Annotated in this window: 22 protein-coding genes and 1 tRNA gene; 18 read left to right on the forward strand and 5 right to left on the reverse strand. The window is 64.7% G+C overall.

The features are described 5' to 3' along the window. Positions 1 to 687: 687 nt before the first annotated feature. Both ACQR13_RS30555 and ACQR13_RS30560 read left to right on the forward strand, forming a co-directional pair. On the forward strand, positions 688 to 954 hold the full coding sequence (locus tag ACQR13_RS30555) for a hypothetical protein (RefSeq protein WP_315711373.1): 267 nt from the start codon (positions 688 to 690) through the stop codon (positions 952 to 954). A gap of 195 nt (positions 955 to 1,149) precedes the next feature. After that, the gene (locus ACQR13_RS30560; protein WP_315752952.1) at positions 1,150 to 1,503 is read left to right on the forward strand and encodes a hypothetical protein; all 354 of its coding nucleotides are present in this window, start codon (positions 1,150 to 1,152) and stop codon (positions 1,501 to 1,503) included. A 130-nt stretch (positions 1,504 to 1,633) separates the two neighbouring features. Here ACQR13_RS30560 and ACQR13_RS30565 read toward each other — a convergent pair. After that, positions 1,634 to 1,727: transfer RNA gene (locus ACQR13_RS30565), tRNA-Ser, on the reverse strand. A 744-nt stretch (positions 1,728 to 2,471) separates the two neighbouring features. On the opposite strand from ACQR13_RS30565, the gene ACQR13_RS30570 reads away from it, so the two are divergent. Beyond that, positions 2,472 to 4,001, forward strand: a complete 1,530-nt coding sequence (locus tag ACQR13_RS30570; protein ID WP_315752951.1) for a porin — start codon at positions 2,472 to 2,474, stop codon at positions 3,999 to 4,001. A 569-nt stretch (positions 4,002 to 4,570) separates the two neighbouring features. After that, a complete protein-coding gene (locus ACQR13_RS30575) occupies positions 4,571 to 5,665 on the forward strand; it encodes an alpha/beta hydrolase family protein (protein WP_315752950.1) in 1,095 nt (364 codons plus the stop codon). Positions 5,666 to 5,731: 66 nt separating this feature from the next. Here the strand turns inward: ACQR13_RS30575 and ACQR13_RS30580 are convergent, their stop codons facing one another. Next, positions 5,732 to 6,271 carry a MarR family winged helix-turn-helix transcriptional regulator gene (locus tag ACQR13_RS30580; RefSeq protein ID WP_315729363.1) on the reverse strand — a complete coding sequence of 180 codons (540 nt, stop codon included), beginning with the start codon at positions 6,269 to 6,271 and terminating at the stop codon, positions 5,732 to 5,734. Positions 6,272 to 6,653: 382 nt separating this feature from the next. Here ACQR13_RS30580 and ACQR13_RS30585 point away from each other — a divergent pair, with 382 nt between their 5' ends. Continuing rightward, positions 6,654 to 8,183: a porin gene (locus ACQR13_RS30585; RefSeq protein ID WP_315752949.1), complete on the forward strand. Its 1,530-nt coding sequence runs from the start codon at positions 6,654 to 6,656 to the stop codon at positions 8,181 to 8,183. Positions 8,184 to 8,857: 674 nt separating this feature from the next. Then, positions 8,858 to 10,387 (forward strand): porin, encoded by a 1,530-nt coding sequence (locus ACQR13_RS30590; RefSeq protein ID WP_315711381.1) that lies wholly within the window; start codon positions 8,858 to 8,860, stop codon positions 10,385 to 10,387. 129 nt (positions 10,388 to 10,516) lie between these two features. On the opposite strand, the gene ACQR13_RS30595 is transcribed toward ACQR13_RS30590, so the two are convergent. Next, complete coding sequence (locus ACQR13_RS30595) at positions 10,517 to 12,868, reverse strand: lytic transglycosylase domain-containing protein (RefSeq protein WP_315752948.1); 2,352 nt, start codon at positions 12,866 to 12,868, stop codon at positions 10,517 to 10,519. 310 nt (positions 12,869 to 13,178) lie between these two features. Between ACQR13_RS30595 and dapA the strand changes: the two genes are divergently transcribed. The 4 genes from dapA to ACQR13_RS30615 are packed head-to-tail and all read left to right on the forward strand — an operon-like array spanning position 13,179 to position 15,627. Beyond that, a complete protein-coding gene (gene dapA, locus ACQR13_RS30600; RefSeq protein WP_315711383.1) occupies positions 13,179 to 14,069 on the forward strand; it encodes a 4-hydroxy-tetrahydrodipicolinate synthase in 891 nt (296 codons plus the stop codon). 27 nt (positions 14,070 to 14,096) lie between these two features. Continuing rightward, positions 14,097 to 14,513, forward strand: coding sequence for a large conductance mechanosensitive channel protein MscL (gene mscL / locus ACQR13_RS30605; RefSeq protein WP_315711385.1), 417 nt, complete (start codon positions 14,097 to 14,099; stop codon positions 14,511 to 14,513). Then, on the forward strand, positions 14,513 to 14,986 hold the full coding sequence (gene smpB, locus ACQR13_RS30610; protein WP_315711387.1) for an SsrA-binding protein SmpB: 474 nt from the start codon (positions 14,513 to 14,515) through the stop codon (positions 14,984 to 14,986). Before mscL ends, smpB begins: the two co-directional genes overlap by 1 nt. A 56-nt stretch (positions 14,987 to 15,042) precedes the next feature. Beyond that, positions 15,043 to 15,627 carry a peroxiredoxin gene (locus ACQR13_RS30615; protein WP_316226279.1) on the forward strand — a complete coding sequence of 195 codons (585 nt, stop codon included), beginning with the start codon at positions 15,043 to 15,045 and terminating at the stop codon, positions 15,625 to 15,627. Positions 15,628 to 15,645: 18 nt separating this feature from the next. Here the strand turns inward: ACQR13_RS30615 and ACQR13_RS30620 are convergent, their stop codons facing one another. Both ACQR13_RS30620 and ACQR13_RS30625 read right to left on the reverse strand, forming a co-directional pair. Beyond that, a complete protein-coding gene (locus ACQR13_RS30620) occupies positions 15,646 to 16,329 on the reverse strand; it encodes a uracil-DNA glycosylase (RefSeq protein WP_434863519.1) in 684 nt (227 codons plus the stop codon). After that, positions 16,310 to 16,963, reverse strand: a complete 654-nt coding sequence (locus ACQR13_RS30625) for an NYN domain-containing protein (protein ID WP_434863520.1) — start codon at positions 16,961 to 16,963, stop codon at positions 16,310 to 16,312. Before ACQR13_RS30625 ends, ACQR13_RS30620 begins: the two co-directional genes overlap by 20 nt. 347 nt (positions 16,964 to 17,310) lie before the next feature. Here ACQR13_RS30625 and rpoZ point away from each other — a divergent pair, with 347 nt between their 5' ends. The 8 genes from rpoZ (at position 17,311) to ACQR13_RS30665 (ending at position 24,882) form a co-directional block, all read left to right on the forward strand. Next, the gene (gene rpoZ, locus ACQR13_RS30630; RefSeq protein WP_006612728.1) at positions 17,311 to 17,703 is read left to right on the forward strand and encodes a DNA-directed RNA polymerase subunit omega; all 393 of its coding nucleotides are present in this window, start codon (positions 17,311 to 17,313) and stop codon (positions 17,701 to 17,703) included. A 169-nt stretch (positions 17,704 to 17,872) separates the two neighbouring features. Continuing rightward, positions 17,873 to 20,173: a RelA/SpoT family protein gene (locus ACQR13_RS30635; RefSeq protein ID WP_315711393.1), complete on the forward strand. Its 2,301-nt coding sequence runs from the start codon at positions 17,873 to 17,875 to the stop codon at positions 20,171 to 20,173. An 81-nt stretch (positions 20,174 to 20,254) separates the two neighbouring features. Next, a complete protein-coding gene (locus tag ACQR13_RS30640; RefSeq protein ID WP_434863521.1) occupies positions 20,255 to 21,037 on the forward strand; it encodes a pyridoxine 5'-phosphate synthase in 783 nt (260 codons plus the stop codon). Then, the gene (gene acpS / locus ACQR13_RS30645) at positions 21,034 to 21,453 is read left to right on the forward strand and encodes a holo-ACP synthase (protein ID WP_315711397.1); all 420 of its coding nucleotides are present in this window, start codon (positions 21,034 to 21,036) and stop codon (positions 21,451 to 21,453) included. The genes ACQR13_RS30640 and acpS overlap by 4 nt, the downstream gene beginning before the upstream one ends. Before the next feature lie 286 nt (positions 21,454 to 21,739). Beyond that, complete coding sequence (gene lepB, locus ACQR13_RS30650) at positions 21,740 to 22,501, forward strand: signal peptidase I (RefSeq protein ID WP_315711399.1); 762 nt, start codon at positions 21,740 to 21,742, stop codon at positions 22,499 to 22,501. Beyond that, positions 22,498 to 23,583: a ribonuclease III gene (rnc, locus tag ACQR13_RS30655; protein ID WP_316188499.1), complete on the forward strand. Its 1,086-nt coding sequence runs from the start codon at positions 22,498 to 22,500 to the stop codon at positions 23,581 to 23,583. Before lepB ends, rnc begins: the two co-directional genes overlap by 4 nt. After that, complete coding sequence (gene era / locus ACQR13_RS30660) at positions 23,573 to 24,499, forward strand: GTPase Era (RefSeq protein WP_316175177.1); 927 nt, start codon at positions 23,573 to 23,575, stop codon at positions 24,497 to 24,499. The genes rnc and era overlap by 11 nt, the downstream gene beginning before the upstream one ends. Positions 24,500 to 24,501: 2 nt before the next feature. After that, complete coding sequence (locus tag ACQR13_RS30665; RefSeq protein ID WP_315752942.1) at positions 24,502 to 24,882, forward strand: hypothetical protein; 381 nt, start codon at positions 24,502 to 24,504, stop codon at positions 24,880 to 24,882. Positions 24,883 to 25,074: the final 192 nt, after the last annotated feature.

The following is a 25,074-nucleotide window of genomic DNA, read 5'->3' on the forward strand; positions in this document are numbered from 1 at the left end:
GATCTCCTGAAGCTCCAACAGACGATAGAGGGTGTCGGCGAGACATCAGGTCAACGGTCGGATCGAACTCGAGAGCGGCTTCGCTCGCGGTACGGTCCGGCAGAAGAAACAGGATTTCTTCGTTCGGTGCAGATCGCGTTTCCGGTCTGCAATCTCACGAGCGGCTATCAGCCAGAGTGGGATCTGATCCTGACGTGTTCGCCGACGCCCTCGATCCTTGAGCACTGCGCCTTTGGCGACTGTGTGCCTCCAACCTTCCCATAGACGAACGGCATCATCATCAGCAGCTCGGCGCAGCCGTGCTCGTACCGCGCTGCGCAATCCCCCGCACGTGCTGTCGAGACGTGTCCAGTCCCGGTGCGGCTGTTGACCAACGGCGTGGTGCGCTCCGCGCCAGCGCGGTGAGGCGCTTTCGCGGATGGTTATGAGTTTGCCAAACAGAACGGTAAACCGCTCTTTGCCGAGTTGAAGAATCCATTTCGAATCAATGCATTGAAGCCGGCCCGGGAAAATGCGGGGCTCCGCGTTCAGGGCTCGTTCAGCACGATGTTTAAACTGCCTTTCAAACTTGATCGGTCATCCTTCGCGCATAAGCCGCGAGACGGCATGGGGATAACCAGGCGTTGAACAGTTGGACGGGGGCGTGCTCGGGTGACCGGCCGCCTCCTCGAGCGAAGGAGAGCGACGATGTTTCAGGGACAACTCAATTTTGATGACGTGACCACCGCGGAGCAGGGCGCCAGCGGCGATGTGCTGTTCGAGCTCGGCATGCTCTATGCGAGCGGTCGCGACGGTATGGTCGATCTGATCGCTGCGCACAAATGGTTCAATCTCGCCGCCCTCAGGGGGCGCGTCGACGCCGTGGCAATGCGCCGCGAGGTCGCCGAGCAGATGTCGGATGCCGAGATCGCGACCGCGCAGCGCGAGGCGCGCGCCTGGATGACCGCGCACTGAGCGAGCTCAGCCGCGGCTTGGCGGCTCTCGCTTTCGGCGCGAGGTATACCGCACGCGCCAGAGTTGCCGGCCGCGAACCGGGGCGCTGGGTGACCCGCGCCCGATCGCTCATTCTCGTCGGAAGCGGGCCTCGTCGCGCGCCGATAAATCTCCTATCTGTCGTTCGGTGTGACGCAGACAAGCGGGATTGACGGCATGGGCCAGGCACGGCGACAGGCGCGGCGGCAAGAGCTGATCGACTGCCATGACTGCGGCAGCGGTGTCTCCTTCAGCGCAGTGGCGTGCCCGCATTGTGGATCGACCGAGCCGGCCGGGCCTGCGGTGCAGAGCCGGCGCGAGTTGAAGCGTCTGCGGGTCGAGGCCCATAATGACCGCCGCCTCGTCGTGGTGACCGCCCTCTGTGCGGGTCTCGGCGCCATCTATGGTGCCGTGATGGGAGCAGGAGGCGCAGCGTCATGGTGGGCTGCGCTCGGCTATGGGTTCGTCGGCACCATCATCGGCGTGCCCGCCGCCTTCGTGATCAACATCAGCCGTGGCTTGTTCGATTGAACCGCGCGTGATTGAGCGGCAACCGTGATCACGACGGCCACGGTCCGTTGCGATCCGGCAGGTGCGTGAACGGCTCGGCGTTGAGGCGGATGATCAGGGGGAGGGGCTGTTGGCCGCGCCCACGGGCGGCTGGCGGAGACGGAGGGATTCGAACCCTCGATAGGGCTTTACAACCCTATAACGGTTTAGCAAACCGCCGCCTTCAGCCACTCGGCCACGTCTCCGGCGAGGGTCGGTATGCCCGACGCCGCGCTGAGCCGCAAGCGGCAGATTGCATGCGGTTTCGAAATCCTCACAGGGCCGCGGCTTCGCTGGACCGGTGCGGACGGTGCTCTTCACCTTCGGCCATCGATGCGAGCTGAGCCTGCCGTTGATCGGCCGCGGCACGGCGTGGAAGTCGACGGGCGGCGCCGGCCCTCTCGATGGTCCCTGACACGGAGGACCCCTAATATAGAGGGTCGTCTGCAAAGGCGGCCGGTGGCAGGGGCGCAGACGGCATCGTCCTCCAACCCGATTCTCGTTCAGCGCGTGGGCTGGATTCGTGGTCCCAGACGCCTGACTTGGGGCGGGTTCCTGGCGGGCGAGTGCTCGTGGCCTTGAGCCCCCCAAATTGCGTTGTCACAAAACGACAACATAAACAGCCACTTAGGTGTTCCCGCAGAACCACGGTTCCGTGCCTTTTGTGCAACACCGGTCCGAAAAGGCGCCGCTCGAGCGCCGCAATGATGGTTCCTTTGTTGCGTGTGCAAAGGCCTTCGGTAATTCTGCTCGCACGACGAAGGGGGGCATCCCAACGTCGTCCCGTTTAGGTCGTTCGCTCAAGTCCCTCGCGTTCATGCGGGTGTGTCCGATAGCGCGAAGCGGCTGAGCGACGGGTCGAAGAGGGATAACGGGTCCAACCCCAAGGGTGTCTCTCACCCAGCGGAGGCGGAACCTTCCCTGACTGAGCAACTTGGAGGTTTAACATTATGAACACGATCAAGAGCCTTGTCCTGGGCTCGGCGGCCGCTCTCGTCGCCATGTCTGGGGCTCAGGCAGCTGACCTTCCGATCAAGGCCAAGGCGGTCGAATATGTGAAGGTCTGCTCGCTTTACGGCGCTGGCTTCTACTACATCCCCGGCACCGACACCTGCATCAAGCTGGGCGGCTACCTGCGTGCTGAAACGTCGTTCGCCAGCAACGGCCAGTACAACAACGCCGTCAACGGCGTTGCCGGCGGCATGAACCGTAACAGCAACTACTACTACAGCCGCGCTCGTCAGGACCTCAACATCGACACGCGCACCGCGACCGAGTACGGCGTGGTCCGCACCTTTGCTGACCTGACGTTCACCTGGACCAGCGGCACCTACGCTGGCTCGGGCTCCGCGACCGGCGCGACCGCCTACTCGACGGCTGGCGCTCCTGGCGCTCAGGCCGACGGCAACATCGCCCAGGGCGGCATCGGCGTGTACTACGCCTTCATCCAGTTCGCTGGCTTCACGATGGGTAAGGCCGTGTCGCAGTTCGACGCGCCCTGGACCAACTACCCGGGCAACAACTTCGACGGCCTGTGGGGCGGCGGCGGCACCGTGACCGGTGTCAACCAGTTCACCTACACCGCCGACTTTGGCTCGGGCATCACTGCGGCGATCTCGGCGCAGGACGCGACCCAGTACTACACCACCAACATGTGGAACGTGTCGGGCATCACCGCGGCCGGCATCATCGGCGGCTCGTATGGCACCAACAACTTCGGTGGCAACGTTTCTCCGGACATCGTCGGCATGGTTCGTGTCGACCAGGCTTGGGGTCTGTTCCAGGCGTCGTTCGCGGCGCATGACAACCACACCGGCTACTACGGCGCCACCGAGCTCACCGGTCACCCGGCTGACAAGTGGGGCTGGGCTGCTCAGCTGGCCTTGTCGATCAAGAACATCCCGACCGGCCCCGGCGACACCATCAACATCCAGGGCGTCTACACCAACGGTGCGAGCCGCTACAACGCTCAGAGCCTGGTGCCGACCACCTACGCGATGTACGGCGGCAGCAGCACGGCTGGTGTCTACGGCACGCTCGGCTTCGCTGGCGTCAGCGATTCGGTCTTCGTGACCGGCGGTGAGCAGCAGCTGACCACGACCTACGGCTTCCGTGGCGCCTACACCCACAACTGGAGCCCGACCTGGAACTCGGCGATCTACGGTTCGTGGGCTGCCGTGAGCTACAACAGCACTGCCAAGGGCCTGATCTGCGGCAGCGCGGCGATGGGTGCGATCGCGGGCGCAGGCTTCACCTGCAACCCCGACTTCAACATCTCCTCGCTCGGTTTGATCACCCGTTGGACCCCGGTCAAGAACCTGACCTTCTCGGCCGACGTGGCCTGGACCAACCTGGACCAGAAGTACTCGGGCAACATCGTTTCTCCGGCCACGACCACGACCTCCAAGCCGGCTGCGGTCTATCAGCTCAAGGACCAGAACTCGGTGTCCTTGCTGCTCCGCGCTCAGCGCAACTTCTGATCCTGATCGTCTGATCGGGTTCAAGAGCCCCCGGCAGGAAACTGCCGGGGGTTTTTGCTTGTGTGCGGGCGCCCATTCCGGCGCGGCACCGGGTCTGGTTCGCTCAAGCAGCGATCGATGCCAAATCGGCGGATCGAGGCAATTGAGCAAGGGATCCAATTGCCTGTGGCTCGAAAATCGCATTCGTTTCAGTAGTTTGGCTGCGTGCTGGTATTTTTTTAAAAATGGTGTTGAAAACAGATGAGTTGATAAGCTAATTTTGTCATGCCTGAGTAATCATTCACCACCGACGCAAGACGACGATCATACGATGTTAGACCCCAGGAAGCCTCTGGCGATGCCCCGCCGGAGGCTTCTTCATGTCGGGATCTCCTCGCCGCCCAGCATCTGACGTTGCGTCTCGATTGCAGAGCCTCGGCGTGATCTCCGCAGGCCGTGCCGTCAGCGCAAACATCGATCGTCTCTCCAAAAATCGTTGCTCATCGGCTTGACCGGGAAATGCCGGATGGTCACCATGACCGCCAGATGACGGGGCCACACCGTCACGCCAGTGAGGAATGAGTCCAAAGATGAGTTCGGAAGGCTCTGTGGGAGTGCTGCGTCCGTGGTCCGACCAAGACGATCTGGCGGGCGCCATCACGCGGCTGCTGGAAGCGCGGCCCGAGGGCCGGGCCGAGCTTGCGGAATGTCTGGCGGTTGCGCAGCGGATCGAGGCCAGCGACGACGAGTCCTGGTATCGCGAGTGGATGCAATGCGCGGATGCGATGAAGGCTGCCGCCGCCGACGCCGTGAGCAGCGGCCGTCCCGAGCTGGCGTTTCGCAAATGGTCGCGCGCGATCGATTGTTATGAGGCTGCGGCCTGTCCGTTCAGCAGCTCACGCTCCCGCCAGGCCGTCGTGCTGTCCCGCATGCGCGAATGTGCGCGCGAATTCCTGCGCGGTGCCGATCCGCAAGGAGAGGTCGTCACAATTCACTGGCGCGCCGACTACCCGCTCGAAGCCTATTTCCTGCCGGCGCGTTGCGAGGCAGGCAGGGCGCCCACCGTCATCTGCATCGGTGAGCCCGGCCGTCGCAAGGAAACCTCCCTGTTCAAGCTTGCAGGCCATGCGGAGCAGCGCGGCCTGGCGCTGCTGGTGGTCGATCTGCTGGGCAGCGGACCGGACTGCCGCTTCGAGGAGATCGTCGGCCGTCGCGATCTCGAATCAGCCATCGCAAGCGTGATGGACTACGCGACGTCCCGTGACGACGTGGACGAAGGCCGGATCGCGATCCTGGCGGATGACTGGAGCTCGTCCTTCGTCGCGCGCGGCATCGCACTCGATCCGCGCTATGCTGCAGCGGTCTGCGACGCCGGCTTGTGGGATATTCACGAGCGCGTCTTCCTGTCGCGCCGACCCGGTGCGGGCGAGCGGGGCAGGCTGTCGATCGCCAGCGATGGGCTGGCGGCCCGGCAGATCATGTGTCCGCTGCTGGTGACGGTGCCGGAGCGTGGCTGGCTGCGGGCCGACATCGCAACCCGGCTGATCGCGCAGATCAAGCGCGAGCACCCGGACATCACTCTGAAGATCGTCTCCAGCGCGGGCGCCGATTGGCTCGAGGCCGATGCCTTCGTCTTCGACTGGATCGCCAAGCGTCTGGCGGGGTCTCAGCGGCCTCCAGGCTGACGCGACCGCATGTCTGTTCCAGCTCCCCCGTAAGAGGCGGTCGGGCCGTGACCGCCTCGGGGGGGCTCAGAGTCCCATCGTGAGTCGCGCGCTGGCCTTCTCGAAACGGTCCTTGAGGCCAGCCAGCTTGTCCGTGAAGGTCGCCAGCTCGCGAGCGTCGAATTCCTCGAAGATGAAGCTGAAGATCTGCGCCTGCTGAGCTTCCAGCTCGGCGAACTGCTCCGATGTCTTGGTGGTGAGCGACATCCGGACCACGCGCGCATCGTTGGGGGCGGGCTTGCGTTCCATGAAGCCCTTCTTCTCGAGCAGCTTCGACTGAGTCGTGACGAACGAAGGGTCGACGTGCAGCCGCTTGGCCGCCGCATTCACGGCGACTCCCTCGCCTTGATCCAGCTCGGAGATCGCCATCAGGATCATCCATTGCGGGCCACTGATGCCGATTCTCTTGGCCCAGAAGTACCTCAGCTCCTCCAGATGGACGTTGATCGTGGAGATCTCCCGGGCGAAGCGAAGAATGGCGTCGCGATTCTTCGGCAGATGTTCGGCAGTCTTCGGTTGCGCGTCCGCTTCCACAGGTGCGGCAGACATGTTCTTCAAGGGCGCCATTGCTCAGGAGTTCCAGTACGAAGCTCGACCCTAAAGAAAAAAAATCCGCAACAAAATCACTTATCTAGGAGGACATCGGCCGTCCCCCGTGCGCTGCACAACAAGCTGCCATTGTGTTGCCCCCAAGACACATTTCGGCTTCATTCAATTACCTGACTGCATAAACTATTTTGCTTACCGAATGAGCGAAGGCATAGTTCCTGATGACGGTGGGGGGTTACTCGATCGTCCCGTGACAGGTGGTTCGCTTAAGTCCCTCGCGTGATGCGGGTGTGTCCGATGGCGCGAAGCGGCTGAAGCGGTTTTTCGGGAGCAGAGGAAGCGGATCGTCCTGGGGGATCTTGGTCCGGTTCTTTCTCAAAAGAGCAACTTGGAGGTTTAAATGAAGACGGTTAAGAGCCTTGTCCTCGGCTCGGCGGCAGTTCTGCTCGCCATGTCCGCGGCTCAGGCGGCCGACCTTCCGATCAAGGCCAAAGCGGTCGAGTATGTGAAGGTTTGCTCCCTGTATGGTGCGGGCTTCTACTACATCCCCGGCACCGACACCTGCATCAAGCTGGGCGGCTATCTCCGCGCTGAAACGGCGATCGCCACGAACAGCGACTTCAACGGCACGTTCAGCGGCCAGGGTGGTGCGCATAACCGCCTGAGCAACTACTACACGGCCCGCGCTCGTCAGGACATCAACATCGACACGCGCACGGCGACCGAGTACGGCGTGGTCCGTACCTTCGCTGACCTGACCTTCAGCTGGACCTCCGGCGGCTATGCCGGCACGGGTTCGGCCACCGGTGCGACCGCTTACTCGACGGCTGGTGCGCCGGGCGCACAGGCTGACGGCAATATCGCGCAGGGTTCGGTCGGCGTGTACTATGCCTTCATCCAGTTCGCCGGCTTCACCATGGGTAAGGCCGTGTCGCAGTTCGACACGCCCTGGGTGAACTATCCGGGCAACAACTTCGACGGTCTCGCCGGCGGCGGCGGCACGGTCACTGGCGTCAATCAGTTCAGCTACACCGCTGACTTCGGCTCCGGCATCACGGCCACCGTTTCGGCTCAGGATGCGACCGCCTACTACCAGAACAACCTCTGGAACGTGGCGGGTTCGACGGCGGCTGGCGTGATCGGTGGTGCTTACGGCACCAGCAACTACGGCGGCAACGTCTCTCCGGACTTCGTCGGTATGGTCCGTGTCGACCAGGCCTGGGGTCTGTTCCAGGCGTCGTTCGCGGCGCATGACAACCATGTCGCTTACTACGGCGCGTCCGAGACCTCCGGCCACCCGGCCGACAAGTGGGGCTGGGCGGCTCAGCTGGCCCTGTCGATCAAGAACATCCCGACCGGACCTGGCGACACGATCAACGTGCAGGGCGTCTACACCAACGGTGCGAGCCGCTACAACATCCAGAGCCTGATGCCGAACAGCTACGCGATGTACGGCAGCACGGGTCTGGCTGGTGCCTACCAGAGCCTCGGCATTGCCGGCGTGGGCGACTCGGTGTTCACCACGGGTGGCGAGCAGCAGCTGACCACGACCTACGGTGTGCGCGGTGCGTACACCCACAACTGGAACCCGGCCTGGAACACTGCGATCTACGGGTCTTGGGCTGCCGTCCGCTACAACGGCACGGCCAAGGGCCTGATCTGCACCAGCCCCGGCGTGGTTGCGACCTTCAACGCGGGTTCGACCTGTAATCCGGACTTCGATCTGGCCACCATCGGCCTGATCACGCGCTGGACCCCGGTCAAGAACCTGACCTTCTCGGCCGACTTCGCCTACTCGTGGCTCGACCAGAAGCACTCGGGTTCGGTCACGGCCCCGGCTGCCGCCGCTGTCGCCAAGCCGGCTGCGGTGTATGAGCTGAAGGATCAGCAGTCGGCTGTCCTGCTGCTCCGCGCTCAGCGCAACTTCTGATCCAGACCGTCTCACGACGGTTTGACCAACCCCCGGCAGGCAACTGCCGGGGGTTTTTCTTTGCCTCGCCAGCGCGTGCTCCAGCACCGAGACCCGCATTCCTCACCGTGCCGCTTTGTCGCTGACAAACATGCTGCAGACCCGCCCGAGAACCACACCGCGCGGCCACGCGACGCAATACGATCTGGATGGAATTTCGCGACCGCCTCGTGGCCATGCGGCTCAAACATCCGTGAGAGGCGGTCAGCGGGTTCGCTCGGTTCGACCGCGCGTTTGAGCCAAGCTTGGCCTGCGTGATCTCGGGCGGGCGAGGGCCCGTGCCACGATCGCCGGGATGACGGGGCCAGAGAGTTTGAGCCTCGCGCTCGCCGCGGTTCTCGACGTCCGTCCTGCTGCATTCCCGCCACGACCGCGACACGCATTCGGCGGCGAAAGTCTTCCCCGACACATTACTCTTGGAGATCCGGCGACCGCGCGCCGTGCCGCGGCCGTGCCACATGCGTGATCCGGCCGGTCACGAGAATGGTCCGATAAAGCACCAACTCTGCCTCGCGATCGTTCCCACTGCAACGCTATGCGCGGGCACTGTGGTGCAGCTGGAGACGGGCTGACCGTTGGGGCGGTCGTTCGATGTCGAGCCGGGCCGGTCTGAACTGAGCAATTTGGAGGTTAGTATGAAGACTGTGAGGAGCCTTGTTTTGGGCTCAGGGGCGGCGTTGCTCGCCATGGGTGGGGCTCAGGCCGCCGACCTTCCGATCAAGGCCAAAGCGGTCGAGTATGTCAGGGTCTGCTCGATGTACGGCGCCGGATTTTTCTACATTCCGGGCACCGACACCTGCATCAAGCTCGGCGGCTATCTGCGGGTCGAGGCCGGCTTCGGCACGAATACGATCTTCCAGAATGCCGTGAACGGCGTCGCCGGCGGGCGAAATCGTCTCAGCAACTACTACACGACGCGTTCGCGCGCCGACCTCAACATCGACACCCGCACCGCGACCGAATATGGCGTCGTGCGCACCTTCTTCGACGGTGTCTTCCAGTGGACCGGGGGCAGCTATGCCGGTACCGGCTCCGCCACGGGCGCAACTGCCTATTCGACGGCGGGCGCGCCTGGAGCGCAGGCTGACGGCAACATCGCGCAAGGCGGGATCGGCGTCTTCTATGCCTTCATCCAGTTCGCCGGCTTCACCATGGGTAAGGCCGTGTCGCAGTTCGACGCGCCCTGGGCCAACTACCCCGGCAACAATTTCGACGGTCTGACGGGAGGCGGCGGCACCATCACCGGCGTCAACCAGTTCACCTACACCGCGGATTTCGGCTCGGGCATCACGGCCGCGATCTCGGCCCAGGATGCGACGCAGTATTCGCAGTCGCAGATCTGGAATACGGCGGGACAGACGGCCGCCGGCGTGCTCACCGGCAGCTATGGCACGTCGAATTTCGGCGGCAACGTCGCGCCCGACATCGTCGGCATGGTGCGCGTCGATCAGGCCTGGGGCCTGTTCCAGGCGTCCTTCGCGGCGCACGACAATCACGCCGCCTTCTTCGGTGCCAACGAGACGACCGGGCATCCAGCCGATAAATGGGGCTATGCCGGTCAGCTCGCCCTGTCGATCAAGAACATCCCGACCGGCGCCGGCGACACCATCAATCTGCAGGGCGTCTACACCAACGGTGCCAGCCGCTACAACTTCCAGAGCCTCGCGCCGATCAACTACGCGATGTACGGCGGCAGCAACATGGCCGGCGCTTTCCAGAGCCTGGGCTTCGCCGGCGTGTCAGATTCGGTGTTCGGGGCGAATACCCAGCAGCAGCTGACCACCACCTACGGCTTCCGGGGTGCCTTTACCCACAACTGGGATCCGTTCTGGAATACGGCGGTCTACGGCTCCTGGAGCGGCGTCAGATACAACAACACCGCGAAGGGACTGATCTGCAACGGTGCGGGCATGGTCGCTCTCGGAATCACGCCTGCGAATTGCAACCCCGACTTCAACATCTCGACGGTGGGTGTGATCACGCGCTGGACGCCGGTCAAGAATCTGACCTTCTCTGCGGACGTCGCTTGGACCCGGCTGGACCAGAAGTTCACCGGCGTGGCGAACGCACCGGCGGTCGCGGCGGTCGCCAAGCCGGCCACGACCTACCAGTTGAAGGACCAGGACTCGGTCTCGCTGCTGGTGCGTGCCCAGCGCAACTGGTAAGTGCGGGCGAATGGCGAATAGGGAGTAGCGAATAGCAGTTGACGACGGAGCGGAGCCCAGGCTTCGCTACTCGCTACTCGCTACTCGCTACTCGCTACTCGCTACTCGCTACTCGCTACTCGCTACTCGCTACTCCACCACAGCGCCGCGGCGCAGATCGGCCTCGATCTGCAGCCGCGAGCCGCCGCCGAAGCGGGCGCGATAGACCTGCAGGTTCTCCATCACCCGCTGCACGTAGTTGCGGGTCTCCGCGAACGGGATCAGCTCGACCCAATCCACCGCGTCCACCTTCGGATCGCGTGGGTCGCCATACCGCTCGACCCATTTCCGTACGCTGCCGCGGCCGGCATTGTAGGCCGCGAACGTCATGATGTACGAGCCGCGATAGTCCTCGAGCAGGCCGCCAAGCTCGGCCGCGCCGAGCTGCGCGTTGTAGACCGGGTCGGTCTTCATCCGGTTCAGATCGAAGCTGACGCCGGCGCGCTTGCAGACGTAGCGACCCGCATCCGGCGTGACCTGCATGAGCCCGTAGGCCTGAGCCGGCGAGACCACGGCCTGGTTGAAGGCGCTCTCCTGGCGCGCGATCGAGAAGATCACGCTCTGTTCGACCTCCGGCCCGAGCGCCCGGAACGCGGGGATGCCCGTGACCGGATAGGCGTAATGATCGAACGGCAGTCCGCGATTGAGCGCGGCCTTGCCGACCAGCAGCATCGCTCGCGCATCGCTGTTTCGCGCGGCGATTTCCGCGATTCCGACCAGCACGTCGGGGTCGCCGTTATCGCCCATGTCGGCGAAGATCGGGATCGCGACCTCGCCCTCGTCGAGCTCGTAGAGCAGTTGTACCGCGCGCACCACCTCGAGCCGTTCGACGCCGCGTCCGCGGCCGCTCGGCGCGGCATTGAGGCCGAGCTGCGGCAGGCCGAGCTTCGCGCGCGCCAACTGTCCGTAGTAGCTCGTGGACTGCTCGGCGGCCGACGTATAGGCCGCGCGCGCCTCCTGCATGCGCCCCATCGCTTCTGCCGCGCGGCCCTGCCAATAGCCGGCCCGAGCCAGGGTGGTCGGATTGACGCTGCCGACGCCGATCCGTGCAAAGTGCTGGGCCGCGGTGGCCGGATCGTTGAGGAAACGCAGCGCGATCCAGCCCGCGGTGAATTCCTGCTCGGTCTTGTAGATGTCGCGGTTCGGCAGCGCCGCGTCGCGCGCGATCAGGTAGGCGCTGCGATATTCGCCGGTGTCGATCATCTTGCGCGCCAGCAGTCGGCGCTCGATCCACCATTCGTCCAGATTGTGCAGGCGGCCGGGATCCTTGGGCGCGTTCAGCATCAGCTGCGCCGCCTCGGCGAATTTTTCGTCGCGCCGCAGCAGCTGGATGCGGCTGAAGATGTAGCCTGCATCGCCGTGGAGTTCGCGCGGCACGGCATCGAGCAGGCTCTGGCTGTTGGAGGCTTTGCGATAGGCCGCGATTCGCGCTTTCGCGAGCGCCACGTGGCCCGAGCCAAGCCGCCGGGCAGCGCGCATCGCGGCCTCGTGCTCGCTGCCATACAGCAGCGTGTCCATCCGCGCCTTGTGATCGCCGCCGGACAGCAGGGCGCCGTACTGATCCAGAATGTTGTTCTCGGTCTCCTCGGACATCGCGTCGTTGCGCCAGGCATCGCGCACCAGGCGCTCGGCATTGGCGCGGTCGCCGCGATTGAGCATCACCCGGGCCAGCGCGAACTTGCCCTTGGCCGACAGCGGCGATTCGTTCTCGAACCAAGACCACACCACGGCATCGTCGCGCTTGTCGTCCCACAAGGCGGCCTCGAGCCGGCGCCGCAGGAAGGTCTGTGACGGCCAGGACGGATTGGCGGTGATGAACGCGCGGTAGCGCTCCACGCTGGCATTGTTGTTGTCGCTGCGCAGGATCACCCACTCCGCGAGCTTGCGCGCCACGGGATCCGAGATCGCCTGCACGACCTCGGTGGCATCGCTGGGCTTGCGCTTGCGGACGAGCTCGATCACGTTTTCGAGCGCGTCCTTGTCGGACTGCGAGGTCGAGGACGTCACGGCGATCGCAGCCGGCACCACGAGCTTGCGGGAGGCGGGCAGGGCGGCATGCTGGCGGGCCGGCAGGCTTGCAGCCGCCGCGCTGGGGGTGATGTCCCTCGGGGCCGCGCGCGGCGTCTCGCCGGCGCCTTTGGGGCTGCTCTTGACCTCGGCCTTCGCTTCGGCCCGCGCGTCGACCTCGCTCTTGGTCCCGGCGGCCTCGTGGGTGTTCGTCTTCGGAACCGCGCTGCGCGCGATCGGACGCGCCTTCGGCACCGGAACCTTGGTCGCGGGAGCCTTGGATCCCGAAACCTTGGACCCAGCGGCCTGGTCCTTGGCGAGAGCGCTATGTCCGGCGAGAGCCCATCCGAGTGTCAGGCCGGCGGCCAAGGACACCGAGAGTGACACCGACAGGGCGGTCGATCGCAATGCAGTGGCGCGGGCAGAAAAGGGCACGGCGTTCCTTTTGCGGCGGATGACTTCGATCCCCTGACCAACATGGGTCTATCGAAAAGGTGAACAAATCCTAAATATACCGGGAAGGACTGCAACCTGCGCCAACACCGCGGCGAAATCACGACCGAAGGGCGGCGTGCGGGCCGTGGGGCTTCAGCGAAGGGTGATCGCGGGCCTCGCCAAAGCGATTCGCGCGATTCGTGTGCCTGTTGAGAAGGCAGCCCAGCCGCGGGCGGGCCTTCCGCCCCGTCGGTAGACCCGGTATGAAGTGGCTCGCACAGGGGCCAAACGGCGTTTGGGAGGGAGTTTCATGGCAGCCAAGACGAATTTCCGGGGTTCTTTCACCGCCTTGGTCACTCCTTTCAAGAACGGGTCCGTGGACGAGGCCGCTTTTCGCAGCCTTGTGAACTGGCAGATCGACGAGGGCACCAACGGCCTCGTGCCGGTCGGCACGACGGGCGAGAGCCCGACGCTCAGTCATGACGAGCACAAGCGGGTGGTCGAGTGGTGCATCGCCGAGTCCCGGGGACGCGTGCCCGTCGTCGCCGGCGCCGGCTCCAATTCGACCAAGGAGGCGGTCGAGCTCGCCCAGCACGCCGAGAAGGCGGGGGCGGACGCGGTGCTGGTGGTGACGCCCTATTACAACAAGCCGACGCAGGAAGGCCTGTATCAGCACTTCAAGGCGATCAACGACGCGATCGGCATTCCGATCATCATCTACAATATTCCGCCGCGCTCGGTGATCGACATGTCCGTCGACACCATGAAGCGCCTGTTCGAGCTGAAGAACATCGCCGGCGTGAAGGATGCCACCGCGAGCATGGTGCGGGTGTCGCAGCAGCGCGCCGCGATGGGCGAGGAGTTCAACCAGCTCTCGGGCGAGGATGCGACGATCATCGGCTACATGGCGCATGGCGGCCATGGCTGCATCTCGGTGACGTCGAATGTCGCGCCGCGGCTGTGCTCGGAATTCCACCAGGCCTGGCAGAAGGGCGATGTCGCGACGGCGCTGAAGATCCACGACAAGCTGATGCCGCTGCACACCAATCTGTTCATCGAGTCCAACCCGGCCCCGGTGAAATACGCGCTGTCGCTGCTCGGCAAGATCGAGGAGAAGCTGCGGCTGCCGATGGTGCCGGTGTCGGAGCCGACCCGGGTCGCGGTGCGCGAGGCGATGGTTCATGCCGGACTGATCAACTGAGCCGACGTATCTGAGGGGGACGCGAGCATGTTGAAGGAATTCCGTGAATTCGCGATGAAGGGCAACGTCGTCGACCTCGCCGTCGGCGTCATCATCGGCGCGGCCTTCGGCGCCATCGTCACCTCGCTCGTCGCCGATGTCATCATGCCGATCATCGGCGCCATCACCGGCGGCCTCGATTTCTCGAACTACTTCATCCCGCTGTCCAAGACGGTCAATGCGAGCAACCTTGCGGACGCGAAGAAGCAGGGTGCCGTGCTGGCCTATGGACAGTTCCTGACCTTGACCCTGAACTTCTTCATCATCGCTTTCGTGCTGTTCATGATCATCCGTGTGATAAACAGGTTGAAGCGGAACGAAGCGGCAGCCCCCGCGGCGCCGGCGAAGCCCTCGGCCGAGGTCGAGCTGTTGACCGAGATCCGTGATCTCCTGAAAAAGTCCTGATGGCTGAAAAGAACGAACCCAAGATCACGGTCGCCGCCGAGAATCGCAAGGCGCGGTTCAACTACGCGATCGAGGACACCATCGAGGCCGGCATCGCGCTGACCGGCACCGAGGTGAAGTCGGTCCGCGGCGGCAAGTCGACGATCGCGGAATCCTATGCGGATTCGCGCAACGGCGAGATCTGGCTGATCAACGCCAACATTCCGGAATATCTGCAGGCCAATCGCTTCAATCACGAGCCGAAGCGGCCGCGCAAGCTGCTGCTGCATCGCAAGCAGATCAACAAGCTGATGGGCGCGGTCGAGCGCGAAGGCATGACGCTGATCCCGCTGAAGCTCTATTTCAACGAGCGGGGCCGCGCCAAGCTGCTGCTCGCCGTCGCCAAGGGCAAGAAGCTGCACGACAAGCGCGAAAGCGAGAAGAAGCGCGATTGGGGCCGCGAGAAGGGCCGGCTGCTGCGGGCGCGCGGCTAACGAGACCTTTGCCGCGCGCTCCTCGGCGGCACGCCTGAGCCTTGGGAAAGCATCCGATGAATCAGAAGAACCTCTTGGACGTCGACTGGAGCCGGATTCCGGCTCCGACCGACGACGGCGCAGCCGATCATCTGGTCGGGACGATCATTCCCGCGATCGGACTGCGTGCGACCGACGACACGCTGGTCACGTTGTCCGATCTGCCAGGACGGACCGTCGTGTTCGCCTATCCGCGGACCGGCGAACCCGGCAAGGTGTCGCTCGTCGATGACTGGGACATGATCCCGGGTGCGCGCGGCTGCACGCCGCAGACCTGCAGCTTCCGCGACCTGTTCGGCGAGTTGAAATCGGCCGGCGCCGCGCATGTGTTCGGCCTGTCGACGCAGAGCAATGCCTATCAGACCGAGATGGCCTCACGCCTGCACCTGCCGTTTCCGGTGCTGTCGGACGAAAAGCTCGAGCTGACCAATGCCCTGCGGTTGCCGACGATGGAGATCGCCGGGCTGACCATGATCAAGCGGCTTGCCATGATCGTGGACGACGCCCGCATCACCCACGTGTTCTATCCGGTGTTTCCACCGGACAGGAACGCGGGCGACGTGCTGGCGTGGCTGAAGGACAACCGCGCATCTGCCGCGTGAGGATAAGGGCGGGCCGAACTAATCCAGATCCGCCTTCACGCGCGCGAACACGGCGTGGAACATCTCGGTCGTGAGCACGCCGGTGTTCGTATTGTAGCGTGAGCAGTGATAGCTGTCGTACAGCCGGATCCCGCCGGCCTGGTGCACGGCGCCATGGGCGAACGGCGCCGCGACCGCGCGCAAGCCCAGCAGCTTCAGCAGCGTGTCGTGGGAGACGCGGCCGAGCGCGACGATGCTGCGCAGCCGAGGCATCGCGGCGATGGTGGCGCCGAGGAAGCTCCGGCATTGGTTGATCTCGGCCGGCAGCGGCTTGTTCTGCGGCGGCACGCAGCGCACCGCGTTGCTGATTCGGCAGTCCACCAGCGTCAGCCCGTCGTCGGGGCGGGCTTCGAAGCGGCCTTCTGCAAATCCGTAGTGCAGCAGCGTCCCGTAGAGCAGCTCCCCGGCATAGTCGCCGGTGAACGGGCGCCCGGTGCGATTCGCACCCTGCAGCCCTGGCGCGAGGCCGACGATCAGGAGGCGCGCGTCGGGATCGCCGAACGACGGCACCGGGGCGTTGAACCATGACGGCTCACGCGCGCGCTGCGCCTCGCGGAACTCAACGAGGCGAGGGCACAGCGGACAGTCTCGATCGGGATTGGTCGAAGACGGGGCAGGCGGCGCAGGCTGAGTGCCCGTCCGCCTAGTCCTCGAAATCGTCATCGTTGGGCGTGGCGGTGGTGGTGGTCGTGGCGCGGGCGGGCGCCGTGGTCGAGCGCTGCAGGAATTGCGGGGAATGGTGGCGCGGCTCGCGCGGGGCGGGGCGCTCCGACGGGTCGCGGCCGAGCTTGGACTGCAACTCCATGAGGTCGGTGAAGACGTCGGCCTGGCGGCGCAACTCGTCGGCGATCATCGGCGGCTGGCTGGAGATGGTCGAGATCACGGTGACGCGAACGCCGCGGCGCTGCATCGCTTCGACCAGCGAACGGAAGTCGCCGTCGCCCGAGAACAGCACCATCTGGTCGATATGCTCGGCGAGTTCCATGGCATCGACGGCGAGCTCGATGTCCATGTTGCCCTTGACCTTGCGCCGGCCGCTGGCGTCGATGAATTCCTTCGTCGCCTTGGTGACGACCGTATAGCCGTTGTAGTCGAGCCAGTCGATCAAGGGCCGAATCGACGAGTACTCCTGATCCTCGATGATCGCGGTGTAATAGAACGCGCGGAGCAGCGTGCCGCGGCTCTGAAATTCCTTGAGCAGGCGCTTGTAGTCAATGTCGAAGCCGAGCGTCTTGGCCGTGGCGTATAGGTTGGCGCCGTCAATGAAGAGCGCAATCTTGTTGGTCGAAGATGACATTCAGTGTCTCGCGTTCAGTTAGATTCTATTTTTGGCGCGACTCCAGTCGGTCGCGCATTCCATTTCAAGATACTGCCAAGGCGTCGGCGGTCCATCTGGTGTGAGGTTACCGCAAACAGGAGTGGTCGGGGCAACAAAGGCGCACTTGTGACGACGTAATGAAGCGTTTTCTTGTCCAAGGCCCGAATTCCACGGGTCTGGACGGAGCGCCAGTCAAGGTTGCCGAATTCGGTACTCCTTGCCCCTTACCGAACCCTGACGCCAGTTTTGCCTTGCGAAAGCCGGCCAGCCTCTATAACTAGCCCAGCATAATCAGCATATTAAGCACACAAAGGACCGGAGCGACAATGGCGCGCGTCACTGTGGAAGATTGTATCGATAAAGTCGACAACCGGTTCGACCTGGTTCTCCTGGCCGCGCATCGCGCGCGCATGATCTCATCAGGATCGCAACTTACAATTGATAGAGATAATGACAAGAATCCCGTCGTCGCACTCCGGGAAATTGCGGATTCGACCATTTCTCCCGAGGATCTGAAGGAAGAGCTGGTGCATTCGCTGCAGAAGTTCGTCGAGGTCGACGAGCCGGAGCCGGACACGGTGCCGCTGATCGGCTCGGCCGGTGCCAGCGTCGATGCCGACGACACCGAGGTCGCCGTCGAGCGCATGACCGAGGAAGAGCTGCTGAAGGGCCTCGAGGGCCTCGCTCCGCCGGAAGAGCAGCCGGAAGAGGACGAGTGACGGTCTCGTCACCGTCAGCGCGAGCTCCAGCTAACTTGTGAGAATGTGAAGGCCCGGACCACGTCCGGGCCTTTGCATTTGAACGTGATTCCGTGATTACCATAGGGCTGCGCCAAGCGCCTGCCATCCGGCAGATTTGGTCACGAAGATAAAGGTTTAGTCATTTTCCATGGTGGTTTCGGGCCACACTCCTCAGCAGATGCAGGCGGCGGCCGAATCGGCCGCGTTGGCGCCTCCGCCGCCGGCTGAGCGGCCGCGGCCGCCGAAGCCGCGCTCCCGCATGATGCGGCAGTACGATCTCGTGGAACGGGTCCGCTCCTACAATCCGGATACGAACGAGGATCTGCTCAACCGCGCCTACGTGTACGCCATGAAGGCGCATGGGTCGCAGACCCGCGCGTCGGGCGACCCGTATTTCACGCATCCGCTCGAGGTCGCGGCCATTTTGACCGACCTGAAGCTGGACGACGCCACCATCGTCGCGGCGCTGCTGCACGACACGATCGAGGACACCGAGGCGACCCGCGCCGAGATCGACCGCTTCTTCGGCCCCGAGATCGGTGCGCTCGTCGAAGGCTTGACCAAGCTGAAACGGCTCGAGCTGGTCTCGCGCGAGGCCAAGCAGGCCGAGAATCTGCGCAAGCTCCTGCTGGCGATCGCCGACGACGTGCGTGTGCTACTGGTCAAGCTCGCGGATCGCTTGCATAACATGCGCACGCTGGAGTTCGTGCCGGAGGCATCGCGGCGGCGGATTGCCGAGGAGACGCTCGACATCTACGCGCCGCTGGCGGGCCGGATGGGCATGCAGGAGATGCGCGAGGAACTCGAGGATCTCTCGTTCCGGACGCTCGACCCGCAGGCCTACAGCGTGGTGATGCAGCGGCTCGATGCGCTGGCGGAGCGCAACCGCAACCTGATCGGCGAAATCGAGAGCCAGCTGGCCCGCAAGTTTCGCGAGCACGGCCTCACCGCGCGGGTGTTCGGCCGCCGCAAGCGGCCATTCTCGATCTGGACCAAGATGGAACGCAAATCCATCGGCTTCGAGCAGCTGTCCGACATCTTCGGCTTTCGCGTCATCATGCCGGATCTGGAATCCTGCTATCGTGCGCTCGGTATCGTGCATACGACCTGGCCTGTCGTGCCCGGCCGCTTCAAGGACTACATCTCGACGCCGAAGCAGAACGACTATCGCTCGATCCACACGACCGTGATCGGCCCGGGCAAGCAGCGCGTCGAGCTGCAGATCCGCACCGAGGAGATGGATCAGATCGCCGAGCTCGGCATCGCCGCCCACGCCTTCTATAAGGACGACCTCGCCTCGCCGACGGAACGGCTGAAGCGCGAATCGAACGCCTTCGCCTGGCTCCGCCACACCATCGGCATCCTTTCGGAGAGCGCCAACCCCGAAGAGTTCCTCGAGCACACCAAGCTCGAGCTGTTTCACGATCAGGTGTTCTGCTTCACGCCGAAGGGCAAGCTGATCGCGCTGCCACGCCACGCAAACGTGATCGACTTCGCCTATGCGGTGCATACCGACGTCGGCAACAGCGCCGTCGGCTGCAAGATCAACGGCAAGTTCGCGGCGCTGTCGTCGGAGCTGCAGAACGGCGACGAGGTCGAAGTGCTGACGTCGGATGCGCAGTCGGCGCCGCCCTCGGCCTGGGAGACGCTCGCCATCACCGGCAAGGCACGCGCCGCCATCCGGCGCGCCACCCGAACCGCCGTGCGCGATCAATATGCCGGGCTGGGCCGGCGCATCGTCGAACGTCTGTTCGAACGGACCAAGCTCGAATATGCCGACGACAAGCTCAAGGGCGCGCTGCCGCGTCTGGCGCGCGCCTCGATCGAGGACGTGATGGCGGCGGTCGGCCGCGGCGAGATCAAGGCCTCCGACGTCGCGCGCGCGATGTATCCGGACTACAAGGAAGAGCGCGTCGTGCGCTATGGCGCCAAGAAGACGGCCGCCGCGCCGGCGGCCAAGGCTGCCGCGCCCGCGGCCGAGCCCCACCGCGGCCCGTTCGCCATCCCGATCAGCGGGCTCAATTCCGGCCTGCCGGTGAAGTTCGCGCCGAACGGTGGCGCCGTGCCGGGCGACCGCATCGTCGGCATCGTGACGCCGGGCGAGGGGATCACGATCTATCCGATCCAGTCGCCGGCGCTGAAGGATTTCGAGGAGGAGCCGGAGCGCTGGCTCGACGTGCGCTGGGATGTCGATGAGACCTCGCCGCAGCGCTTTCCGGCGCGCATTCGCGTCGAGAACGTCAACGAGCCCGGCAGCCTCGCCCAGGTCGCCACCGTGATCGCCGAGCATGACGGCAACATCGACAACATCAGCATGAGCCGCCGCTCGCCTGATTTCACCGAGCTCACGATCGATCTCGAGGTCTACGACCTCAAGCATCTCTCGGCGATCATCAACCAGTTGCGCGCCAAGACCATCGTGGCGCGGGTCGACCGGGTGAATGGCTAATCTGCGGGGATGGCTGCGGCGTTCTGCTTCGGGATGCGCTAAACAAGCCGTAGTCTATTCGAAAGTCCTGCGAGCCGGCCCATGTCCGATCCGTCAAAGTCACATCCTCCGAAGCTGCGCCTCGGCGTCAACGTCGACCACATCGCCACCTTGCGAAATGCCCGCGGCGGCCGCAGCCCCGATCCGGTGCGCGCCGCGCTGCTCGCGATCGAGGCCGGGGCCGACGGCATCACGGCGCATCTGCGCGAGGACCGCCGGCACATCCGCGACGACGACATGGCGCGGCTGAGGGCCGAGATCTCCAAGCCGCTGAACTTCGAGATGGCGGCCACCGAGGAGATGGTGCGGATCGCGCTGGCGACGCGCCCGCATGCCTGCTGCCTGGTGCCGGAGCGGCGCGAGGAGCTGACCACCGAGGGCGGCCTCGACGTGGTCGGCCAGCACAAGGCGCTGGCGCCGGCGATCGCCCGGCTGAGCGATGCCGGCATCCGGGTGTCGCTGTTCATCGCCGCCGACCCGGCGCAGATCGAGATGGCGGCGCGACTGCGCGCGCCCGTGATCGAGATCCACACCGGCGGCTGGTGCGATGCCATCACCGACGGCCACCACGACAAGGCGGAGGTGGAGTGGGAGCGGATCGTGACCGGCGCCCGGCAGGCCTATGCGGCCGGGCTCGAGGTCCATGCCGGCCACGGGCTCGACTATGTCACCGCCGAGCGGATCGCGGCGTTGCCGGAGATCGTCGAGCTCAACATCGGCTACTTCATGATGGGGGAGGCGCTGTTCGTGGGCCTCGCCGAGACCGTCCGGACCATGCGCGCGGCCATGGATCGTGGCCGGGCGCGGCTGGGGACATCGGCATGATCATCGGCATCGGCTCCGACCTGATCGACATCCGCCGCGTGGCCGAGGTGATGGACAGGCACGGCGAGCGCTTCCTGAACCGGATCTTCACCGCGGCCGAGCGAGCCAAGGCCGAGCGGCGGGCCAAGAACGAGAAGATGGTGGTCGCCACCTACGCCAAGCGGTTCGCCGCCAAGGAGGCCTGCGCCAAGGCGCTCGGCACCGGAATCCGTCACGGGGTGTGGTGGCGCGACATGGGCGTCGTCAATCTGCCCGGCGGCCGGCCGACCATGCAGCTCACGGGTGGCGCGGCCGAACGGCTGAAGGCGCTGACCCCCGAGGGCCACGAGCCGCGCATCGACCTGTCGATCACCGACGACTGGCCGCTGGCGCAAGCCTTCGTCATAATTTCGGCGGTGCGCCGCGAGACATCCTGAAGGGCGGCCGCCCCGCAGGAAAAACAAAAATGCGATCGATTCCAGCGAGTTATGTAGTTTTGATACGGCGATTGATTGCGCGGCCCCGCGCAGTCGTCTAAAACCCGCCGGGATCGAACCGGCTGCATCACGGGCGGATTCTGGGTCAAACCGGAGTTGGCCTTAACCACCAGAATCAGGACAGACTCCCTTAAGCCGCGGAACGGTATGGTGTTCGCGGACGGAGGGGTGTTCGGCAACGGCTGGCGAATCGTCGGACCATTCGCCAAGGGACATTGAAAGAGCGATGAGCGTGACCTCCGGAACCAAGACTGAGAGCGGCCTCGGTGAAACCGTTCGTGTCGTCGTTCATGCGCTGCTGATCGCGTTGGTGATCCGCACCTTCCTGTTCCAGCCGTTCAACATCCCCTCGGGATCGATGAAGGCGACCCTGCTGGTCGGCGACTATCTGTTCGTATCGAAATATTCGTACGGCTATAGCCACTACTCGATTCCGCTGTCGCCCCCGATTTTCTCGGGCCGCATCTTCGGCTCGGAGCCGAACCGCGGCGACATCGTCGTGTTTCGTCTGCCCAAGGACGACACCACCGACTACATCAAGCGGGTGATCGGCCTGCCTGGCGACCGCATCCAGGTGCGCGAAGGGCTGCTCTACATCAACGACAAGCCGGTGCAGCGCGAGCGGCTCTCCGATTTCATCGGCGAGGATCCCTGCGGGCAGCCGGACTCGACCGCGCGCGTCAAGCGCTGGAAGGAGACCCTGCCGAACGGCGTCAGCTATGAGACGCTGGACTGCGTCGACAATGGCTATGTCGACAACACCGCGGTGTATACCGTGCCGGCCGGCAACTTCTTCATGATGGGCGACAACCGCGACAACTCGACCGACAGCCGCTTCCTCAGCCAGGTCGGCTACGTGCCGTTCGAGAACATCGTCGGCCGTGCGCAGCTGATCTTCTTTTCCATTGCCGAAGGCGAGCATGCCTGGGCGTTCTGGCGCTGGCCGGTATCGGTGCGCTGGAATCGAATCTTCAAATTCGTGCGATGATCGACGACTCACCCGAAATCCAGACCACGCAGGCTGCCGCATCGAGCCCGCAACCCGGCACGGGTGCGCTGGAGGCAACGCCCAAGGCCGCGTCGCGGCCGAAGTCCGAGATCAAGCCTGAGCAGAAGAGCGAGCCCAAGGCCGAGCCCAAGACCGAGCCAAAGGCCGATTCCAAGACCGACGCGAAGCCGGTCTCCAAGCCAGACATGAAGACCGTCGAGTCCGAATCGGTGCCCGCTCGCCCGACCGAGGATGGGGCGGACCCGACCGCGCTCGTTGCCGAGGCCGATTCCGACGGCAAGCCGCGCAGCAAGGCGAAGGGCGGTCGCCGTACCAAGAGCGCGGGGACCAGCGCCGCCAAGGGCGCCAAGGCCGCGGACAAGGCCGCCAATGCCGCGATCGAGGCGCGCATCGGCCATCACTTTGCCGATCCGTCGCTGCTCAGCACCGCTTTTACCCACGTCTCGGCGCTGAAATCGTCCAAGAAGCGCGGCGACAGCTATCAGCGGCTCGAATTCCTCGGCGATCACGTGCTCGGCCTGATTGTGTCCGACATGCTGTACCGCTCGTTTCCGAGCGCGGACGAGGGCGAGCTGTCGAAGCGGCTCGCCGATCTCGTGCGCAAGGAGAGCTGTGCCGACGTCGCCAAGTCGCTCGGCCTGCTCGACGACATCAAGCTCGGCGCGGTCGGCGCCGGCGCCGGGGCGCGGTTGCGCAAGTCGGTGCTGGGCGACGTCTGCGAGGCGGTGATCGGCGCGATCTTCCTCGACGGCGGCTACACGGCCGCCGCTGGATTCGTCGAGCGCAACTGGACCGAGCGCATGCACAAGCCGCGGCGCCCGCTCCGCGATCCGAAAACGGTGCTGCAGGAATGGGCGCAGGGCAAGGGCCTGCCCACCCCGGTGTACCGGGAGGTGGAGCGCACCGGCCCGCATCACGATCCGCAGTTCCGTGTCGCCGTCGACCTGCCGGGGCTGGAGCCGGCCGAAGGCATCGGCGGCTCCAAGCGGGCGGCAGAAAAGGTGGCGGCATCGGTCATGATCGAGCGCGAAGGCGTCAGCGGCGGCAGCAATGACGGCTGAACAACAATCGGGGCCGGCTGCCGGGACCCGCTGCGGTTTCGTCGCGCTGATCGGCGCGCCCAATGTCGGCAAGTCGACGCTCGTCAACGCGCTGGTCGGCTCCAAGGTCACGATCGTCTCGCGCAAGGTGCAGACGACGCGGGCGCTGATCCGCGGCATCGTCATCGAAGGCGCGTCTCAGATCATCCTGGTCGACACCCCCGGCATTTTCGCGCCGAAGCGCAGGCTGGACCGCGCCATGGTCACGACGGCCTGGAGCGGGGCGCATGATGCCGATCTCGTCTGCGTGCTGCTCGATGCCAAGAAGGGCATCGACGATGAGGCGCAGGCCATCATCGACAAGGCGGCTGCGGTCGCGCACGAGAAGATCCTGGTGGTCAACAAGGTCGACCTGGTGCCGCGCGAGAAGCTGCTGGCGCTGGTCGCGGCTGCCAACGAGAAGCTGTCGTTCGCGCGCACCTTCATGATCTCGGCGATCTCTGGCGACGGGGTCGACGATCTCAGGCGGGCCTTGGCGGAGATGGTGCCGCCCGGTCCGTTCCACTATCCCGAGGACCAGATGTCGGACGCGCCGATGCGGCACCTCGCGGCCGAGATCACCCGTGAGAAGATCTATTCGCATCTGCATCAGGAGCTGCCCTACCAGTCCACGGTCGAGACCGACAGCTGGACCGAGCGCAAGGACGGCTCGATCCGCATCGAGCAGACGATCTTCGTGGAGCGGGACAGCCAGCGCAAGATCGTGCTCGGCAAGGGCGGTGCGACGATCAAGTCGATCGGCGCGCAGGCGCGCAAGGAAATCGCAGAGATCACCGGCGTGCCGGTGCACCTGTTCCTGTTCGTGAAGGTGCGTGAGAACTGGGGCGATGATCCCGACCGCTACCGGGAGATGGGGCTCGAGTTCCCCAGGGAATGACAATGAGCGTGCCGCGCAACGTGTTGTGGTTCGAAGTGCTGCTCTACATCTCGCTGATGCTGGACGCGCTGTCGGTTGCGGTCTCCGACCGGACGCCGACCTTCGACGTAACCGAGGACATGATCACCGCGCAGACCGTGCTCAACGGGGTGGTCATCCTGCTGCTGTTCTATTTCGTCTATCTGGCGGCGCAGCGCCGCAGGAACTGGCCGCGCTGGGTGCTGCTGGGGGCGCTGGTGCTGTCCGACATCTCCCTGGTGCAGGTGATCGGGCAGAAGGGCATGACGCTCGATGCCGGCATCGAGGTCATTTCCTGCGCGCTGACGACGATGGGCTTGTACTATTCGTTCACGGGCGATGCGCGCGGCTGGTTCAACGCGTGACGCGTCGACCGTCGGGGCCGTAGGGCACATCGCACCCACCAAGGTTAGGGGCTGGCGCAGAACGCCGCCAAGACGTCATTGCGAGCGCAGCGAAGCAATCCAGGGCTGCGAACCCGACTCTGGATTGCTTCGCTGCGCTCGCAATGACGGTGTTTGCGGTGGCAGCGCGCACCAGCTACGTTGATTGTCCAC

This window comes from Bradyrhizobium sp. HKCCYLRH3059 (assembly GCF_051168035.1).
In the GTDB taxonomy this organism is placed as follows: domain Bacteria; phylum Pseudomonadota; class Alphaproteobacteria; order Rhizobiales; family Xanthobacteraceae; genus Bradyrhizobium.

Bases quoted from the DNA above. Each gene is read 5' to 3' on its own strand.
- ACQR13_RS30555 (WP_315711373.1), top strand. From the start codon at position 688: ATGTTTCAGGGACAACTCAATTTTGATGACGTGACCACCGCGGAGCAG.
- ACQR13_RS30560 (WP_315752952.1), top strand. From the start codon at position 1,150: ATGGGCCAGGCACGGCGACAGGCGCGGCGGCAAGAGCTGATCGACTGC.
- ACQR13_RS30570 (WP_315752951.1), top strand. From the start codon at position 2,472: ATGAACACGATCAAGAGCCTTGTCCTGGGCTCGGCGGCCGCTCTCGTC.
- ACQR13_RS30575 (WP_315752950.1), top strand. From the start codon at position 4,571: ATGAGTTCGGAAGGCTCTGTGGGAGTGCTGCGTCCGTGGTCCGACCAA.
- ACQR13_RS30580 (WP_315729363.1), bottom strand. From the start codon at position 6,271: ATGGCGCCCTTGAAGAACATGTCTGCCGCACCTGTGGAAGCGGACGCG.
- ACQR13_RS30585 (WP_315752949.1), top strand. From the start codon at position 6,654: ATGAAGACGGTTAAGAGCCTTGTCCTCGGCTCGGCGGCAGTTCTGCTC.
- ACQR13_RS30590 (WP_315711381.1), top strand. From the start codon at position 8,858: ATGAAGACTGTGAGGAGCCTTGTTTTGGGCTCAGGGGCGGCGTTGCTC.
- dapA (WP_315711383.1), top strand. From the start codon at position 13,179: ATGGCAGCCAAGACGAATTTCCGGGGTTCTTTCACCGCCTTGGTCACT.
- mscL (WP_315711385.1), top strand. From the start codon at position 14,097: ATGTTGAAGGAATTCCGTGAATTCGCGATGAAGGGCAACGTCGTCGAC.
- smpB (WP_315711387.1), top strand. From the start codon at position 14,513: ATGGCTGAAAAGAACGAACCCAAGATCACGGTCGCCGCCGAGAATCGC.
- ACQR13_RS30615 (WP_316226279.1), top strand. From the start codon at position 15,043: ATGAATCAGAAGAACCTCTTGGACGTCGACTGGAGCCGGATTCCGGCT.
- ACQR13_RS30620 (WP_434863519.1), bottom strand. From the start codon at position 16,329: ATGACGATTTCGAGGACTAGGCGGACGGGCACTCAGCCTGCGCCGCCT.
- ACQR13_RS30625 (WP_434863520.1), bottom strand. From the start codon at position 16,963: ATGTCATCTTCGACCAACAAGATTGCGCTCTTCATTGACGGCGCCAAC.
- rpoZ (WP_006612728.1), top strand. From the start codon at position 17,311: ATGGCGCGCGTCACTGTGGAAGATTGTATCGATAAAGTCGACAACCGG.
- ACQR13_RS30635 (WP_315711393.1), top strand. From the start codon at position 17,873: ATGGTGGTTTCGGGCCACACTCCTCAGCAGATGCAGGCGGCGGCCGAA.
- ACQR13_RS30640 (WP_434863521.1), top strand. From the start codon at position 20,255: ATGTCCGATCCGTCAAAGTCACATCCTCCGAAGCTGCGCCTCGGCGTC.
- acpS (WP_315711397.1), top strand. From the start codon at position 21,034: ATGATCATCGGCATCGGCTCCGACCTGATCGACATCCGCCGCGTGGCC.
- lepB (WP_315711399.1), top strand. From the start codon at position 21,740: ATGAGCGTGACCTCCGGAACCAAGACTGAGAGCGGCCTCGGTGAAACC.
- rnc (WP_316188499.1), top strand. From the start codon at position 22,498: ATGATCGACGACTCACCCGAAATCCAGACCACGCAGGCTGCCGCATCG.
- era (WP_316175177.1), top strand. From the start codon at position 23,573: ATGACGGCTGAACAACAATCGGGGCCGGCTGCCGGGACCCGCTGCGGT.
- ACQR13_RS30665 (WP_315752942.1), top strand. From the start codon at position 24,502: ATGAGCGTGCCGCGCAACGTGTTGTGGTTCGAAGTGCTGCTCTACATC.